Raw genomic sequence first — 15,342 nt, 5'->3', positions numbered from 1 at the left:
GCTCAGCCTCGCGCGCCGAAGGGCACCACCTTATTATCCCGGTCATGGCCGATGTCGGCGTCGCCCAGATAGGGAATCCCCGACCGCACGCACCAGTAACGCACGATCTCTTCCGCCGTCAGGCCGAAGTCGGGATCGTTGACGGTGACGTCAGAGACACGGCCCAGCCGGATGCCCGCCACACGACGGATCGAAGCCTGGCTGGTCAGGTGGAACATCATCCGGTCGACGCGATAGAGAGCCTCGGACACCTCTTCCAGCATCAGAACGTGGCCGGTCAGGTCCGGCTCGATCGCCGTCCCGACCAGTTCGTTGAGAATGGTCAGGTTGAAGCCGACGGCGGGTCGGGCGTCGGTCAGCAGGGACGGCTCCAGCGAGGCCGGATCGCCCGACCTCAGCCAGTTCACCGCCCGGCGCCCGGTGGCGTCATGGCGCGATCCGTCCGACGCCATCGGCCCGTGCGCGACATCGGGAAAGCCCGCGCGATAGAGCGCCGCCAGCAGGCTGCCCGCATCGGAATAGCCGAGGTAACGCTTGGCGTAGGCATGGGCGGTCAGCTCTGGGATCACCGCCTCGGCGATGCGGCAGGCGCCATAGCCGCCGCGTGCGAACCAGACGGCGTCGATGGCGGGGTCGTTCGCGGTCTCGACGAAGGCGCGGGCGCGGGTGGCGTCGTCGCCGCCGAAATGACCGTGGACCTCATGCAGGGCCGGGTGCATGACCAGTTCGACCGAGCCGTCCGGCCAGGTCGCCGCCGCCCAGGCCCGGATCGCCTCGCCTCGCGCCGGATCGAGACGAGAGCTGGCGTTGACGACGCCGATTCGGAACGGTCTGGTCTGCATGGACGGGGTGGCCTTGAGCGTCTTGCGTGCTAGTCAGACCGGACATTCCCCGGTTTCCCGCATTGAAATCAAGCCGATGAACAAAGACTACTTCTTCTGCGGCGTCGGCGGTTCCGGCATGATGCCGCTGGCCATGATCGTTCAGGCCTCGGGCGCCCGTATCGCCGGGTCAGACCGGGCGCTGGATCAAGGCCGCACGCCAGAGAAGTTCGACTGGCTGCGCGCCCACGGCGTCACCCTGCACCCGCAGGACGGATCGGGCGTGGTCAGCGCCGATCAGGTGGTCGTCGCCACCGGGGCCGTCGAGGACACGGTGCCTGACATTGGATCTGCAAAGCGCGTCGGCGCCGTCATCAAGACCCGGCCTCAGTTGCTGAGCGAACTGTTCAACGCGGCTCCGACCTCGATCGGCGTGGCGGGCACCAGCGGCAAATCCACCATCACCGGCATGGTCGCCTGGATTCTGGATCAGGCCGGCCGCGCCCCGACCGTGGTCAACGGCGCCGTGATGAAGAACTTCGCCTCGCCCGACCAGCCGTTCGCCAGCGCCCTGATCGGCGGACCAAACCTGTTCGTTGCTGAAGTGGACGAAAGCGACGGCTCCATCGCCCGCTATGCTCCGACGGTGGCGGTCGTCTCCAACATCTCGCTGGACCACAAGTCGATGGAGGAGTTGCGCGACCTGTTCGGCGGCTTCGTCGGCCGGGCGACGACGGCGGTGCTGAATCTCGACAACCCCGAGACGGCGGCGCTGGCGCAGACCCTGGCGCTCGGCAAGGCGATCACCTTTGCTCTGGGAGAGGAAGACGCCGATCTGTCGGCGCATGACCTTGAGCCCCTGCCGACCGGCATGAGGTTCGAGTTGCGCGTGCGCGGCGAGGCGGCGCGGGCGGTGACGCTGAACGTGCCGGGCGCGCACAATGTCGCCAACGCCCTGGCGGCGCTGGGCGCGGTCAAGGCGCTGGGCGTGCCGGTGGATCAGGCGGTCGCGGCCCTGGAGACGTTCAGCGGCATCCGGCGCCGGCTGGAGGTCGTGGGGACACGGAACGGCGTCACCGTCATCGACGACTTCGCACACAACCCGGACAAGATCGCCGCCACCCTGAAGACCCTGCACGCCTTTGACGGGCGGCTGCTGATCCTGTTCCAGCCGCACGGCTTCGGCCCGCTGAAGCTGATGAAGCAGGAATTCATCGAGGGTTTCGCCGGGCTGATGCGGCAGGACGACCTGCTGCTGATGCCCGAGCCCGTCTATTACGGCGGCACCACCGACCGCAGCGTCGGCAGCGAGGACATCGCCGCGGGCGTGCGCGCGGCCGGTCGTCAGGCGCAGGCCCTGGCGACCCGCGCCGACTGCGGCGACCGCATCGTCGAGACGGCGCAGCCCGGCGACCGCGTGGTGGTCATGGGCGCGCGCGACGACAGCCTGTCGACCTTTGCGGCCGAACTGCTGGCGCGCCTCTGATCATCCGTTACCGGATAATCTGTCAGATTATTCTTGCAAAACATTCATTTACGGAAAAGCGGCTGTTAAGCGGCCTGACCTAACCCTGCGCTCGCAGAACGCAGGGGACGGCTGGGAATGGCCAGGATCGGAGACTTCGTGGACGCCTCGGCGCCCATGGCGCCGGACGCGCCGGGGGCGGACGCCCTGGCCCGTTTCGAGGCCGAGCCCGCGACCCTGGTCATCGCCGTGGCCGACGCCGACGGCCGGCCCGTCGGTCTGATCGAGCGCAACGCCTTCACCCTGAAGCTGGCGGCCGAGTTCGGCCGGGCCCTCTACGCTCGACGGCCGGTCTCGGCGCTGATGGACCCTGCTCCCATGATCGTGGAGGCCGACGCCTCGGCCGACGTCCTGTTCCAGTCGATGGACGCGGCGGGACTGGGTGCCTTGCTGAAGGGGTTCATCGTCGTCTCGCGCGGCCGCTACGTCGGCGTGGGGGCGGGGCTGCACGTGTTGCAGGCCGGAGTGGCGATCCACAAGCGGCGCGCCGAGGCCATGGCCGAACTGGCCCAGAACCTGGTCCGCGCCGAGGCCGAGGCCCGCGCCTCCAGCCGGGCCAAGTCCGAGTTCCTGGCCGTGATGAGCCATGAGATCCGCACGCCCCTGAACGGGGTTCTGGGCGTGGCCGCCCTGATGGAGCGGCAACTGACGCAGGAGGCTCTGCGCCCCCACGTCCGCACCATTCTGGATTCGGGAAACAGCCTGCTGCGCCTGCTGACCGACGCGCTGGACATGTCGCGCGCCGAGGCCGGGATGCTGACGCTGGAGCCCGCCCCGCTGGACCTGCAGGCGGTGTCGGCGGACCTGTCCGCCCTGTGGAGTCCGCGCGCCGAGGAGAAGGCGCTGGACCTGCGGGTCGAGAACGACCTCGGCGCCGCCCGCTGGATCGTCGGCGACGAGATGCGGCTGAAGCAGTTGCTGAACAATCTGATCGGCAACGCCCTGAAGTTCACCGAAGCCGGTTCGGTCGCTGTGCGGCTGACCACGACGCTGGAGACCGGCCAGGTGCGCCTGTCGGCTACGGTGGACGACAGCGGCCCCGGCGTCAGCGACGAGGCGGCGCGCGCCATCTTCGAACCGTTCAACACCGGCGAGGCGGGGCGCCAGGGCGCCGGCGCCGGTCTGGGTCTGGCGATCTGTCGCCAGATCGTCGAGCGCATGGATGGCAAGCTGGCCGTCGAGCGTTCGCCGCAGGGCGGGGCGCGCTTCCGTTTCGACCTGCGCCTTCCCCTGGCCGAGGCGGACGGCCTCCGCAATCCCGAAGCCCTCGCCGACCCCACCGCCCATGCCACGCTGCACGTGCTGGTGGTGGACGACAACGCCGCCAACCGCTTCGTGGCGGGCAAGGTGCTGGAGTTGTTCGGCTGCACCCACGAGACCGCCGAGAACGGTCGCCAGGCGGTCGAGCGCGCGGCGGCGACGGCGTTCGACCTGATCCTGATGGACGTGAAGATGCCGGTGATGGATGGCGTGGCGGCGACGCGGGCGATCCGCGCCCTGCCCGGTCCGGCGGCCGCCCTGCCGATCCTGGCGCTGACGGCCAACGCCGATCCGCGCGATGAAACCGCCTATCTGGCGGCGGGGATGGACGGGGTGGCGCAGAAGCCCATCCAGCCCGAAGCCTTGCTGAACGCCATCCGCCTGGTCCTGTCGCGCGGCGAGGCGGCCCAGGCGGCCTGATCGCCCAGGCCCTTCACACCTCGGACCAGCGCCGCAACAGGTTGTGATAGACCCCGGTCAGCTCGATCACCGCAGCATCCTTCGGCCCCTTGTCCAGATTGACCCGCTGGATCGCCACGTCGAGGCGGAACAGGTTCTCGCGGTCGGCGTCGTCGCGGATCAGGCTCTGCAGCCACATGAAGCTGGAGACGCGCGCGCCGCGCGTGACCGGCGTCACCCGGTGCAGGCTCTTGGACGGATAGAGGACCAGATCGCCCGCCGGCAGCTTGATCGACTGGGCGCCGTACATCTCCTCGATGATCAGCTCGCCGCCGTCATAGTCCTCGGGTTCGGACAGGAAGAGGGTGGCCGACAGGTCGCTGCGGATGCGATGGCCGTCCCGCTGGCGGATGGCGTTGTCGACGTGGGTGCCGAACTCGCCGCCGCCCTCATAGCGATTGAACAGGGGCGGAAAGATCGTGTGCGGCAAGGCGGCCGAGACGAACATCGGATTGGCGTTCAGCGCCTGGACCACCAGGGCCGACACCTCGCGCGCCTGGGCGCTGTCCTCGGGCAGCTGCTGATTGCGCTTGGCGCTCGCCGACTGATGGCCCGAGGTCATGTTGCCGTCGGCCCAGGGGCCGGTGTCCAAAGTCTGGCGCAGGGCCTTCACCTCGGCCTTGGTGAAGACTTCGGGGATGTGCAGCAGCATGGCTCTCTCACCGTCTGGAAACGCATCGGCCCCGCCGCTCGAACGAACGACGGGGCCGACATGATGGCGCGAAACGCGACCTCTTAGTAGCGGACGTTCAGCGTCAGGATCGCCTGGCGCGCCGGGGCGACATCGGCGTGATGCACCCCGTTGGTGCGGATGATGTACTCCTCATCCCCGGCGTTCTGGACGTTCAGCTGCAGCGAGGCGCGGTCGTTAATGTCGTAGGAGGCGAACAGGTCGACGCGGGTGTATTCCGGCGCATAGACGCGGTTGCCGCCGCCGCCGGCCCCGCCCTGGTTCCCGCCCCAGGACTTGGAGACGTAATAGACGCCGCCGCCCAGGCTCAGCTTGGGCAGGACGCGATAGGTGGTGAACAGGCTGGCGCTGTGCTCGGGCGTATTGGCCAGCGGATCGCCCAGATTGATGCTGTTGTAGGCGCCGCGCACCAGTTCGGAGTCCATCCAGGTGTAGCCGCCGAAGACCTGCCACTTGTCGGTGATGTTGCCCGACACGCCCAGCTCCACGCCCTGGACCCTGGTCTCGCCCGCCTGTTCGAACAGGCCCGGCGCCACTTCGATGGCGGCGTCCTTGCGCGTCAGGTGGAACAGGGCGCCGCTGAGCGCCAGCCGGTCATCGAACAGATTGGCCTTGGCGCCGATTTCGAAGCTCTCGGTCTGCTCCGGATCCAGCACGGTGCTGGCCAGGTTGCCGCTGCCCACGCCGCCGACGCCGTTCTGATCGCCCGCCGAGATCGTGGGCGGCGTCGAAGCGGTCGAGAAGGAGGCGTAGACGCTGCTGTTCGCGGTCGGCTTGTAGACCAGACCCACCTGATAGTTGACGAAGTCCCAGTCCGCCTCGCGCATGATGGGCGCCGTGGCGCCGCGCGGCAGTTCCGTGCCCTCGACGTCATAGCGGTCGTAGCGCAGGCCCAGGTTCAGCTTCCACCGCTCGCCCAGGCTGACGGAATCAAAGGCGTAAAGCCCCAAGGCATCCGTGTCCGAATAGGTCTCCGGCCCGCGCGTGATCGTACCCGTCCACGGGTCGTTCGGGTTCGGCGCATAGACCTGGGTGCAGTCCAGTCCCGTCAGCGGCGCCGGGCAGGCCGTGCCGGTCAGGGTGGTGACATTATAGGAGGCGTTACGGTTCTTCTCACGCGACAACTCCAGGCCGACGTCGAAGTCATGCTTGATCGCGCCGGTCAGGAAGGAGCCGTGCAGGTCGGTGACGTTGGCCAGGGTCTCGGCCGGGTTCCAGCGCGACTTCAGACCCCTCTTCATCCACCAGACGCCGTTGATCTGCTCGGCCGCGCCGCCGTCGCCGGGGTTGGTGACGACATAGTCGTTCAGCGTCTGCGAGTAGCGGGTGACGTTGCGCAGAGCCAGGGTGTCGCTGAAGCGATGCTCGATCTCCAGCGTCAGGCTGTCGACCGTATTGTTCAGATAGTCGCGCGCCTTCAGGCCGTAAAAGCTGTCGTAGGGCACGTCCAGCACGCCCGAGGCGTCCGGGCGCGGCGCCGTCGTCGCCCCGCCCAGCTTGGTGTAGAGCGGGATGCCGTAGTCGGGCGTCTGATTGCTGTCGAGGTGGTAGTAGCTGGCGGTGACTGTCGTCGGCGTGCCCAGGCCCGCGGCGATCGAGGCGCCGACGCCCCACTTGTCGAAATCGGCCCCGTTGCGGCCCGGCACGTCGCCCTGCGAGGCCATGACGTTCAGACGCATGGCGGCGGTCGGACCGACCTGCCAGTTGGCGTCCACCGTGCCGCGCAGATAGTCGTCCGTGCCGACGCCGGCTGAGCCATGGACGAAGTCGGTCAGACGCGGCGACTTGGAGCCCAGATTGATGCTGCCGCCGCCCGAACCCCGACCCGAGTAAACGGAATCGGCGCCCTTGATGACCTCGACCTGCTCCAGGTTGAAGACTTCGCGCTGCTGGCCGCCCGTGTCGCGGATGCCGTCGACGAAGATGTTGTTGCCCGAAGCCTGTCCCCGGATGAAGGGCCGGTCCGCCAGGGGCTGACCGCCCTCGCCCGCGCCGAAGGTGATGCCCGGCGAGGTGCGCAGAATATCCTGCAAGGAGGTGGCGGCGGTCTGTTCGATGATCTGTTGCGGGATCACCGTCACGGTGCGCGGCGTGTCGACCAGAGGCGCCACGAACTGCGGGTCCTTCGGCTCGCGCTTCACGCGATGGCCGTTCACATCCACCGTGCCCAGATTGGTGGCGTCCTGACTGACCACGCCGTCGGCGGGCGCAGCCTCGTCGGCGACCGCAGCCATCGCCGGCGCCGCGCACAGCATCCCGGCGGCGCTGGACGCAAACAGGAGCGCCTTGAGGGCGGCGGAGCGAGTGTCGGACATGGGGAGGAACCGGTCAGTGATTGAGACCGGCTCGCATTAGCACCATTTCAAGGTGCGACAATCTGACTCCTGCGACTAAATCGCACTTGCGGGTCAGGTGTCACACAGAAGTCACACCTACCCCTTGGCCACCGCCTTGATCGACGTCGAGGGATCGCCCAGCAGGGCGTCGTCGACCGGCGTCCCCTTCCCGATCAGCAGTCGCCCGCCCATGAAGTCGGCCGGGGCGTTCACCGCCTCGACGCAGACGATGCGTTCGCCGCTGAGGTGGAAGACGGAGAAGGCGCCGCCGGCCGGATCGCCGCGCACCAGCTGGCGGTCGGCGTCGAAGGGCACGCCCGCGATCTGCAGCTTGACGTCGTATTGGTCGGACCAGAACCACGGCACTTCCGGCGCCGGGGCTGCGCGGCCGACGATGGCCGAGGCCGCCTGCTTGGCCTGCTCCAGGGCGTTGGGCACGCTCTCCAGCCGATGCATGACGCCGCCGTGGACCGGGATGGGCCGCCGCGTCACATCGCCGATCGCGTAGATGTTCGGGTCATTGGTGCGGGCCGCCGCATCGACGACCACGCCATTGTCGCAGGCCAACCCCGCCGTTCGCGCCAGAGCCTCGCAGGCGAAGGCGCCGACGCCGACCAGAACCGCGTCCGCCGCGATCAGTTCGCCGTCCGCCAGACGCACGCCCGCATCCTCGAACCCCGCAACCTCGACGCCGGTCAGGATCTCGACGCCGTGCTTTTTGTGCAGTTCGGTAAAGAAGGTCGACAGGGGCTGCGACGCCACGCGGGCCAGCACCCGGTCCATGCGCTCGATCACCACCGCCTCGGCGCCCAGCGCACGGGCCGAGGCCGCCGCCTCCAGACCCACATAGCCGCCGCCGACCACCGCCAACCGCTTGCCGGGGGCGAGAACCGCCTTCAGCCGCTCGGCGTCCTCCAGGGTGCGAAGCTCCAGCAGGTCGGGCCGATCCGCGCCGGGGATGGCCAGCTTGCGGGCCGTCGATCCGGTGGCCAGGATCAGGACATCGTAGGTCTCGACCGTCCCGTCGGCGAAGGTCACGGTCCTGGCGTCCGCGTCGATGGCGGTCGCCGTGACGCCGGTGCGCAGGTCGATGTCCTGCTCGGCGTAGAAGCTCTCGGGGCGCAGCAGCAGGTCTTCCAGACCCGCCTCCCCCTTCAGCCAGGCCTTGGACAGGGGCGGTCGCTGATAGGGCGGTGCCGTCTCCTGCCCCGCTAGGACGATCTCGCCCTCGAACCCATACTGCCTCAGCAGCGCCGCCGCCGAGCCCCCCGCGTGTCCCGCGCCGATGATCAGAACCTTGCTCATGAAAGCGCAGATAGAGACGCCGGAAGCGAAGCGCTACCGCGTTTGCGCACCATCGCTGGGCCGATAGGCGGGAAAACCGGTTGACCGTTCCATTGTTACAGCATAATGGAACACACCATGAGCACCGACGCCGCCAGGACTGCATTGCTGGACGCCCTGCTCTCGCTGAAAACGCGAGAGGAGGCAGACGCGTTTCTGGCCGATCTGTGCACCCCGGCCGAGCTGCGCGCCATGGCCGAGCGGTGGCAGGTGGCGCGGATGCTGGACGCCGGGGACAGGACCTATCGTGAGATCGCCGCCGAGGCCCCGGCCAGCCCGACCACCGTCGTGCGTGTCGCGCGCTCTCTGAAAGACATGCCGCACCAGGGCTATCGGCTGGTGCTGGACAGACTGAAAGCCTGAGTTGACATCATGAGCACGGTTCAGGGGCGGCTGCGCATCGCCGTCCAGAAATCCGGCCGTCTGGCCGAACGCAGCCTCGATCTGGTCCGCGATGCGGGCCTGCGCGTGGTCAAGGGCAACAACGACCTGCTGTACCGGATCGAGAACTATCCGATCGACCTGCTGCGGGTGCGCGACGACGACATTCCGACCTTCGTGGCGGACGGGGTCTGTGATCTGGGCATCGTCGGCGAGAATGTGCTGGAAGAGGTGAAGAACGGCGGGCCGAACGCCGAGGTCGTCATGCCGCTGGGCTTCGGGCGCTGCACGCTGAAGATCGCGACGCCGCCGACGCTGGATTACGCCGGGCCGGCGTCGTTGCAGGGCTTAAGGATCGCCACCTCCTACCCCAGGATCCTGCGTCGCTTTCTGGATGAGGCGGGCGTCGGCGCGGACATCGTCACCATGCGCGGCGCGGTCGAGGTGGCCCCCCGGCTGAAGCTGGCCGCCGCCATCTGCGATCTGGTCTCGACCGGGGCCACGCTGGAGGCCAACGGCCTGAGCGCGCGCGAGACGGTGCTGGACAGTCAGGCGGTGCTGATCAAGGCGCCGACGCCGCCCGAGGCCGGGCTTCAACACCTGCTGGACTCCATCGTCGAGCGGATGGCGGGCGTGGTTTCTTCGCAGGGCGCCAAATACGTGATGTTGAACGCGCCGCGCGCGGCGCTGGACCGGATCACGGCTCTTCTCCCCGGCGCAGGCTCGCCCACCGTCATGCCCCTGTCGGGCCGCGACGACGCCGTGGCCGTCCACGCCGTCTGTCAGGAGGCGGTCTTCTGGGAGACGCTGGAGAAACTGAAGGCCGAAGGGGCCTCGGCCATACTGGTCCTGCCCATCGAGAAGATGATGTGATGAAGCGTATCGACTGGAACCAACTCGACGCCGCCGGGCGCAAGGATGCGCTGGCCCGTCCGCAACGCCGCACCGAGGGCTTCGTCACCAGCGTGGTGCGCGAGATCTTCGACGACGTGCAGGCGCGCGGCGGCGAGGCCGTGACCGACTGGGCGACGCGTCTGGACGGCGCCGCGCCGCGCCGCATCGAGATCACCGAAGCCGCCGCCGCGAAGGCCCGCCGCGACCTGCCCCCCGCCGCCGCCCGCGCCCTGCGCGTCGCCGCCGACAATGTGCGCGTCTTCCATCAGGCGACCCGGCCCGAGGACACGCCCTCCATCGAGACGACGCCGGGCGTGAAGTCGAAACTGGTCTGGCGCCCCATCGGCTCGGCGGGGCTCTACGTTCCAGGCGGAACGGCGCCGCTGTTTTCATCGCTGCTGATGCTGGCCATACCGGCGGGCGTGGCCGGGGTCGGGCGGCGCATCGCCGTGACGCCGCCGTCGAAGGACGGCTCGGTCCACCCCGCCATGATCGCCGCCGCCGCCGAGGCGGGGCTGGACGAACTGTGGCTGCTGGGCGGGGCGCAGGCCATCGCCGCCCTGACCTTCGGCGTCGAGCTGGAAGACGGCGTCATCGCCCCCGTCGACAAGCTGTTCGGCCCCGGCAACGCCTATGTGGCCGAGGCCAAGCGATACGCCTCCGCCCTGCCCGGCGGTCCGGCCTGCGACCTGCCTGCAGGTCCGTCGGAACTGCTGGTCATCGCCGACCGCGACGCCGATTTCGAGATCGTCGCGGCGGACCTGCTCAGTCAGGCCGAGCATGACGCCGATGCGCAGGCTATCCTCGTGTCGGACAGCGGCACGGCCCTGAGCGAGATCATCGCCGAGGTCGAGCGTCAATTGGAGCGCCTGCCGCGCGCCGCCATCGCCCGCGCCTCGCTGGCCGAAGCCCGCGCCATCCGCGTGCGCGACAGGACCGAGGCGTGCGAGGTGGCGAACCTCTATGGCCCCGAACACCTGTCGATCCAGACGGAAGAGGCCGAGCAACTGGTCGAGCGCATCAGCGCGGCGGGCGCCGTCTTCGTCGGGCGCTGGGCGGCCGAAACTCTGGGCGACTATGCGGCGGGGCCCAGCCACGTCCTGCCGACCGACGGCGCGGCTCGGACGCTGGGCGGCGTGACCACCGCCAGCTTCATGACCGCCATGTCGGTGCAGACCGTCAGCGAACAGGGCGCCGCCGCCCTGGCCCCCGTCGCCGCCGCCCTGGCCCGGCTGGAAGGGCTGGAGGCCCACGCGAGGGCCGCCGATCTGAGGAGCGCGGGATGAGCCTGCCCGGCCCCTATCCTCCGCTGGTTTCAGGCGGCGACGGTCTGGAGCGTTATCCGGCCGACCCGGTCGCGCTGACGGCCCGCATGTCCGCCCTCTATGGCGTCGACGCCGGTCAGGTGCTGCCGACGCGGGGGCTGACGCACGGGCTGGAGCTGGTCTGGCGTCTCGCCGCGCGCGACGGGCAGAAGGTGCAGGCGCCCGACGCCGAGCCCTATACGCAACTGGCCGCCCTCTACGCCCGCCCGGCCGACGGCGCCGACACCGCCGCCGTGGTCGTCCGCGCCCTCGGTTCGCCCGAGGCCGTGGCCGAGATGGCCGCGCGCGTCGCCCCCGCCCTGCTGGTCGTGGACGAGGGACTGGTCGAGTTCGCCGAAGCGCCTTCCGCCGCCGCCGTGGTGAAGGACCACGCCAATCTGATCGTGCTGCGCAGCCTGTCGCTGGCCTACGGGCTGGCCGGGGCGCGGGTCGGGGCGGCGGTCGCGCAGTCGCAGACGCTGGCGCGGCTGGTCGGCGTGCTGGAGCCCTACGCCCTGCCCGAGGTCTCGGTGCGGCTGGCGATGCAGGCGCTGGACCCGTCGCGGATGATGGAGACGGCCGAACGCATCAGCAGCGTGCGCCGCGAGCGCGCCCGCGTCGCCGAGGCCCTGTCGCGCATCATGTCGCTGGAGGCCGGGGCGGGGCCGGTGATCATCGCCAGACCCTCCGACCCGGCGGGCGCGGTCGAGGCCCTGCGCCGCTATGGCCTGGCCGCCGATCCGGCGGGCGAACGGGTGCGCCTGCCCGTCTCGCTGAAGCCCGAGGTCAACGACCGGCTGCTGACCGCCCTGGGCGCCGCCAACCCCGGCGCGCGCCGCAATCGCATCGGTCAGGCCATCCGCGACACCAGGGAGACGCGCATCGTCTGCGCCGTCGATCTGGACAGCGCCGGGCCGGTAAAGATCGAAACCGGCGTCGGCTTCTTCGACCACATGATCGAACAGATGGCGGCGCACGGCGGCTTCTCCATCCGCCTGTCGTGCGAAGGCGACCTGCACATCGACCCGCACCACACCGTCGAGGACTGCGCCATTGCTCTGGGTCAGGCGTTGAAACAGGCGCTGGGCGAGCGGCGCGGCATCGGCCGCTACGGCTTCGTCCTGCCGATGGACGAGGCCGAGGCGTCCGTCTCCATCGACCTGTCGGGACGGCCCTATCCGGTGTTCGAAGGGACCTTCGCCACGCCGATGCTGGGCGATTACCGCACCGATCTGACGGCGCACGTGGTGCGCTCGCTGGCCGAGAATCTGGGCGCGGCGGTCCACGTCCGCGTCACCGGCGACGACGACCACCACAAGACCGAGGCCGTGTTCAAGGCGCTGGGCCGCGCGCTGCGTCAGGCGATCCGGGTCGAAGGCGACGCCGTGCCCAGCACCAAGGGCGTGCTGTGAACGTCACTCTGATCGGCTACGGCTCGGGCAATGTCGCTTCGGTACGGTTCGCGCTGGAGCGGCTGGGCGCGCGCGTGCGGATCACCGACGCCCCGGCCGATGTGGACGAGGCCGAGCGCATCATCCTGCCCGGCGTCGGCGCCGCAGGCTACGCCATGCAGCGGCTGAAGGCGCTGGACCTGATCGAACCGCTGCGCCGGTTTCAACGCCCCCTGCTGGGCGTCTGTCTGGGCCAGCAGCTGCTGTTCGACGCCAGCGCAGAGGACGAGGAGGCTGAGAATGGGGGCGCCGACCTGCTGGGTCTGATCCCCGGCCGGGTCGAGGCCATCCTTCCCGCCCCGTCGCGCCCCTCTCCGCACATGGGGTGGAGCCGTCTGACGACCCGTCGCGACGACCCGCTGCTGGATGGCGTGAAAGACGGCGACTGGGCCTATTTCGTCCACGGCTATGTCTGTCCCGACGGCCCGGCGACCCTCGCCGCCGCCGACTACGGCGTCCCCGTGCCCGCCATGGTCAACAGCGCCAATCGCTGGGGCTGCCAGTTCCACCCGGAACGCTCGGCCGCGCTCGGCGCGCGTATTCTGAAGAACTTCCTGGAGCTGCCCGCGTGATCATCTATCCCGCCATTGACCTGATCGACGGCCATGCGGTTCGCCTGCTGCACGGCGATTTCAATCAGGTGACCCGCTATGACTCCCATCCCGCCAACCGGCTGGCGGCCTTCACCGCCGAGGGGGCCGAGTGGATCCACGTCATCGACCTGGACGGGGCGCAGGCGGGCGAGGCGCGTCAGTATGCGCTGATCGGCGACATGGCCCAGGCCGTGGACATCAAGGTCCAGTCGGGCGGCGGCGTCCGCTCGGAAAAGGATATCGAGCACCTGCTGGGCGCCGGGATCAGCCGCGTCGTCATCGGCTCGCTGGCCGTCACCGATACGGATCTGGTGCTGAAATGGCTGGAGCAGTTCGGCCCCGAAGCCATCGCCCTGGCCCTGGACGTCCGCTACGAGGACGGCCTGCCCGTGCCCGCCCTGAAAGGCTGGACCCAGTCGTCGGGCGTGGATCTGTGGAGCGTGCTGGAGCGCTATCCGGTCGGGATGCTGCGCCATATCCTGATCACGGACGTCGGTCGCGACGGCGCCCTGACCGGCCTGAATCAAGAGCTGCTCGCCGAGGCCATCCGCCGTCGGCCTGAGTTGGAGATTCAGGCCTCGGGCGGGGTGGCCGATCTGGACGACCTGATCGCCGCCAAGGCGATCGGCTGCGCCGGCGCCATCACCGGCCGCGCCCTCTATACCGGCCGCTTCACAGTGGCCGAGGCGCTGAAAGCCGTCGCCCCATGACGGCGAGACGCATCATCCCGTGCCTCGACGTCAAGGACGGTCGCGTGGTCAAGGGCGTGCGGTTCGAGGGGCACGTCGACATGGGCGACGCCGCCGAACTGGCCGCGCGCTATCGCGATCAGGGCGCCGACGAACTGGTCTTCTACGACATCACCGCCAGCCCCGAGGGGCGGACGCTGGATTACGGCTGGGTGCAGGACATCGCCCGGCTGCTGGACATTCCCTTCTGCGTGGCGGGCGGCATCCGCACGGTGGAGCAGGCGGCGCGCTGCCTCGATCACGGCGCGGACAAGGTGTCGATCAACTCGCCCGCCCTCGAGCGACCCGAACTGATCGGCGAGATGGCCGCGCGGCTGGGGCGTCAGTGCGTCGTCGTCGGCGTCGACAGCGCCTTTCAGGACGGCGAATGGCGGGTGCATCAATACACCGGCGATCCGGACGCCCGGCGCGGCGCGGGGCGGCTGACGATGGAGTGGATCGTCGAGGCGCAGGGGCTGGGCGCCGGCGAAATCGTGCTGAACTGCATCGATCAGGACGGGGTGCGGAAGGGGTATGACGTGGGCCAACTGGCCGAGGCGAGGCGGCGTTTGACCATTCCGCTGGTGGCGTCCGGCGGGGCGGGCGCGGTGGAGCATTTCCGCGACGTGTTCGTGGAGGCGGATGTGTCGGGCGCGTTGGCGGCCAGCGTGTTTCACTCAGGCGCGATCACAGTGCCGGAGTTGAAGCGTTATCTGGATCAGCAGGGCGTGGAGGTGAGGATATGAACTGGCCCTCCCCTCCCGCTCATCCCGGCGGACGCCGGGATCCAGTGCTTTGGCCGCAAACGCAGACTTGCAGGCTTTCAGGCACATGATCTCCAACGCCGCGTCGCGTGGCTCGTACTGGATCCCGGCGTCCGCCGGGATGAGCGGATTAGAATGATGCTCGACCTTCAATCCATCGACTTCGCCAAAGGAAACGGCCTGATCCCCGCCGTGGTGCAGGACGCCGACACCCTGCAGGTGCTGACCCTCGCCTATATGGACGAGGCGGCGCTGAAGGAGACGCTGGACAGCGGGCAGGCGACCTTCTTCTCGCGCTCGCGCGGCGGGCGGTGGCGCAAGGGCGAGACGTCGGGGAATTTCCTCAACGTCGTCTCGGTGACGCCCGACTGCGACGGCGACGCCGTGGTGGTGAAGGTGCGCCCGGTCGGCAACGCCTGCCACCTGAACCGCATCAGCTGCTTCGGCGAGGAGGACGCGCCGGGGCTCGGCCGCGTCGGCCGGCTGGAGCGCACCATCCATGTCCGCGCCCAGGCCGATCCCAACGACAGCTGGACCGCGCGCCTGATCGCCCAGGGCCCCAAACGCGCCGCGCAGAAGGTCGGCGAAGAGGGGGTCGAAACGGCTCTGGCCGGGGCGGCAGGAGATAATGCGGAACTCGCCAGCGAGGCGGCGGATTTGATCTATCACCTGCTGGTGCTTCTGCACGCCCGTCACATGGTGTTTCAGGACGTGCTGGATGTCTTGGCCCGGCGGGCGGAACCGGCCAATCACTCTGGCTGACTACGGTCTCGCTTGGCGGGCCGATCTTC

At 69.3% G+C, this 15,342-nt stretch carries 14 protein-coding genes; 10 read left to right on the top strand and 4 right to left on the bottom strand.

Annotated features, from left to right (window positions below):
* Positions 1-2: 2 nt before the first annotated feature.
* On the bottom strand, positions 3-842 hold the full coding sequence (locus AC52GN_RS01455) for an LD-carboxypeptidase (RefSeq protein ID WP_496527952.1): 840 nt from the start codon (positions 840-842) through the stop codon (positions 3-5).
* 76 nt (positions 843-918) lie between these two features.
* Here AC52GN_RS01455 and AC52GN_RS01450 point away from each other — a divergent pair, with 76 nt between their 5' ends.
* Together AC52GN_RS01450 and AC52GN_RS01445 are read left to right on the top strand one after the other, a co-directional pair.
* A complete protein-coding gene (locus AC52GN_RS01450; RefSeq protein ID WP_496527951.1) occupies positions 919-2,307 on the top strand; it encodes a UDP-N-acetylmuramate--L-alanine ligase in 1,389 nt (462 codons plus the stop codon).
* Positions 2,308-2,424: 117 nt separating this feature from the next.
* The gene (locus AC52GN_RS01445; protein WP_312218629.1) at positions 2,425-4,026 is read left to right on the top strand and encodes an ATP-binding protein; all 1,602 of its coding nucleotides are present in this window, start codon (positions 2,425-2,427) and stop codon (positions 4,024-4,026) included.
* Between the two features lie 13 nt (positions 4,027-4,039).
* Here AC52GN_RS01445 and AC52GN_RS01440 read toward each other — a convergent pair whose 3' ends face one another.
* The 3 genes from AC52GN_RS01440 to AC52GN_RS01430 form a co-directional block, all read right to left on the bottom strand.
* Positions 4,040-4,717: a Fe2+-dependent dioxygenase gene (locus tag AC52GN_RS01440; RefSeq protein ID WP_291779138.1), complete on the bottom strand. Its 678-nt coding sequence runs from the start codon at positions 4,715-4,717 to the stop codon at positions 4,040-4,042.
* Between the two features lie 83 nt (positions 4,718-4,800).
* Positions 4,801-7,071, bottom strand: coding sequence for a TonB-dependent receptor (locus AC52GN_RS01435; protein ID WP_496527950.1), 2,271 nt, complete (start codon positions 7,069-7,071; stop codon positions 4,801-4,803).
* A 117-nt stretch (positions 7,072-7,188) separates the two neighbouring features.
* On the bottom strand, positions 7,189-8,397 hold the full coding sequence (locus AC52GN_RS01430; RefSeq protein ID WP_496527949.1) for an NAD(P)/FAD-dependent oxidoreductase: 1,209 nt from the start codon (positions 8,395-8,397) through the stop codon (positions 7,189-7,191).
* Positions 8,398-8,514: 117 nt separating this feature from the next.
* On the opposite strand from AC52GN_RS01430, the gene AC52GN_RS01425 reads away from it, so the two are divergent.
* From AC52GN_RS01425 to hisIE, 8 genes are all read left to right on the top strand, one after another.
* A complete protein-coding gene (locus AC52GN_RS01425; protein ID WP_035302824.1) occupies positions 8,515-8,799 on the top strand; it encodes a YerC/YecD family TrpR-related protein in 285 nt (94 codons plus the stop codon).
* A gap of 9 nt (positions 8,800-8,808) precedes the next feature.
* Positions 8,809-9,690, top strand: a complete 882-nt coding sequence (hisG, locus tag AC52GN_RS01420; RefSeq protein WP_496527948.1) for an ATP phosphoribosyltransferase — start codon at positions 8,809-8,811, stop codon at positions 9,688-9,690.
* Positions 9,690-10,997 carry a histidinol dehydrogenase gene (gene hisD / locus AC52GN_RS01415; RefSeq protein ID WP_496527947.1) on the top strand — a complete coding sequence of 436 codons (1,308 nt, stop codon included), beginning with the start codon at positions 9,690-9,692 and terminating at the stop codon, positions 10,995-10,997. The genes hisG and hisD overlap by 1 nt, the downstream gene beginning before the upstream one ends.
* Positions 10,994-12,427: an imidazoleglycerol-phosphate dehydratase HisB gene (gene hisB, locus AC52GN_RS01410; RefSeq protein WP_496527946.1), complete on the top strand. Its 1,434-nt coding sequence runs from the start codon at positions 10,994-10,996 to the stop codon at positions 12,425-12,427. Before hisD ends, hisB begins: the two co-directional genes overlap by 4 nt.
* Positions 12,424-13,038, top strand: a complete 615-nt coding sequence (gene hisH, locus AC52GN_RS01405; RefSeq protein ID WP_496527945.1) for an imidazole glycerol phosphate synthase subunit HisH — start codon at positions 12,424-12,426, stop codon at positions 13,036-13,038. Before hisB ends, hisH begins: the two co-directional genes overlap by 4 nt.
* Positions 13,035-13,769: a 1-(5-phosphoribosyl)-5-[(5-phosphoribosylamino)methylideneamino]imidazole-4-carboxamide isomerase gene (gene hisA / locus AC52GN_RS01400; protein WP_496527944.1), complete on the top strand. Its 735-nt coding sequence runs from the start codon at positions 13,035-13,037 to the stop codon at positions 13,767-13,769. The genes hisH and hisA overlap by 4 nt, the downstream gene beginning before the upstream one ends.
* The gene (hisF, locus tag AC52GN_RS01395) at positions 13,766-14,533 is read left to right on the top strand and encodes an imidazole glycerol phosphate synthase subunit HisF (protein ID WP_496527943.1); all 768 of its coding nucleotides are present in this window, start codon (positions 13,766-13,768) and stop codon (positions 14,531-14,533) included. Before hisA ends, hisF begins: the two co-directional genes overlap by 4 nt.
* A 156-nt stretch (positions 14,534-14,689) precedes the next feature.
* On the top strand, positions 14,690-15,313 hold the full coding sequence (gene hisIE, locus AC52GN_RS01390) for a bifunctional phosphoribosyl-AMP cyclohydrolase/phosphoribosyl-ATP diphosphatase HisIE (protein WP_496528834.1): 624 nt from the start codon (positions 14,690-14,692) through the stop codon (positions 15,311-15,313).
* Positions 15,314-15,342: the final 29 nt, after the last annotated feature.

The organism is Brevundimonas sp. SS2672, from assembly GCF_059579685.1.
Note: the sequence above shows the minus strand (reverse complement) of the source record. Positions and strands in the feature narration are given on the sequence as shown.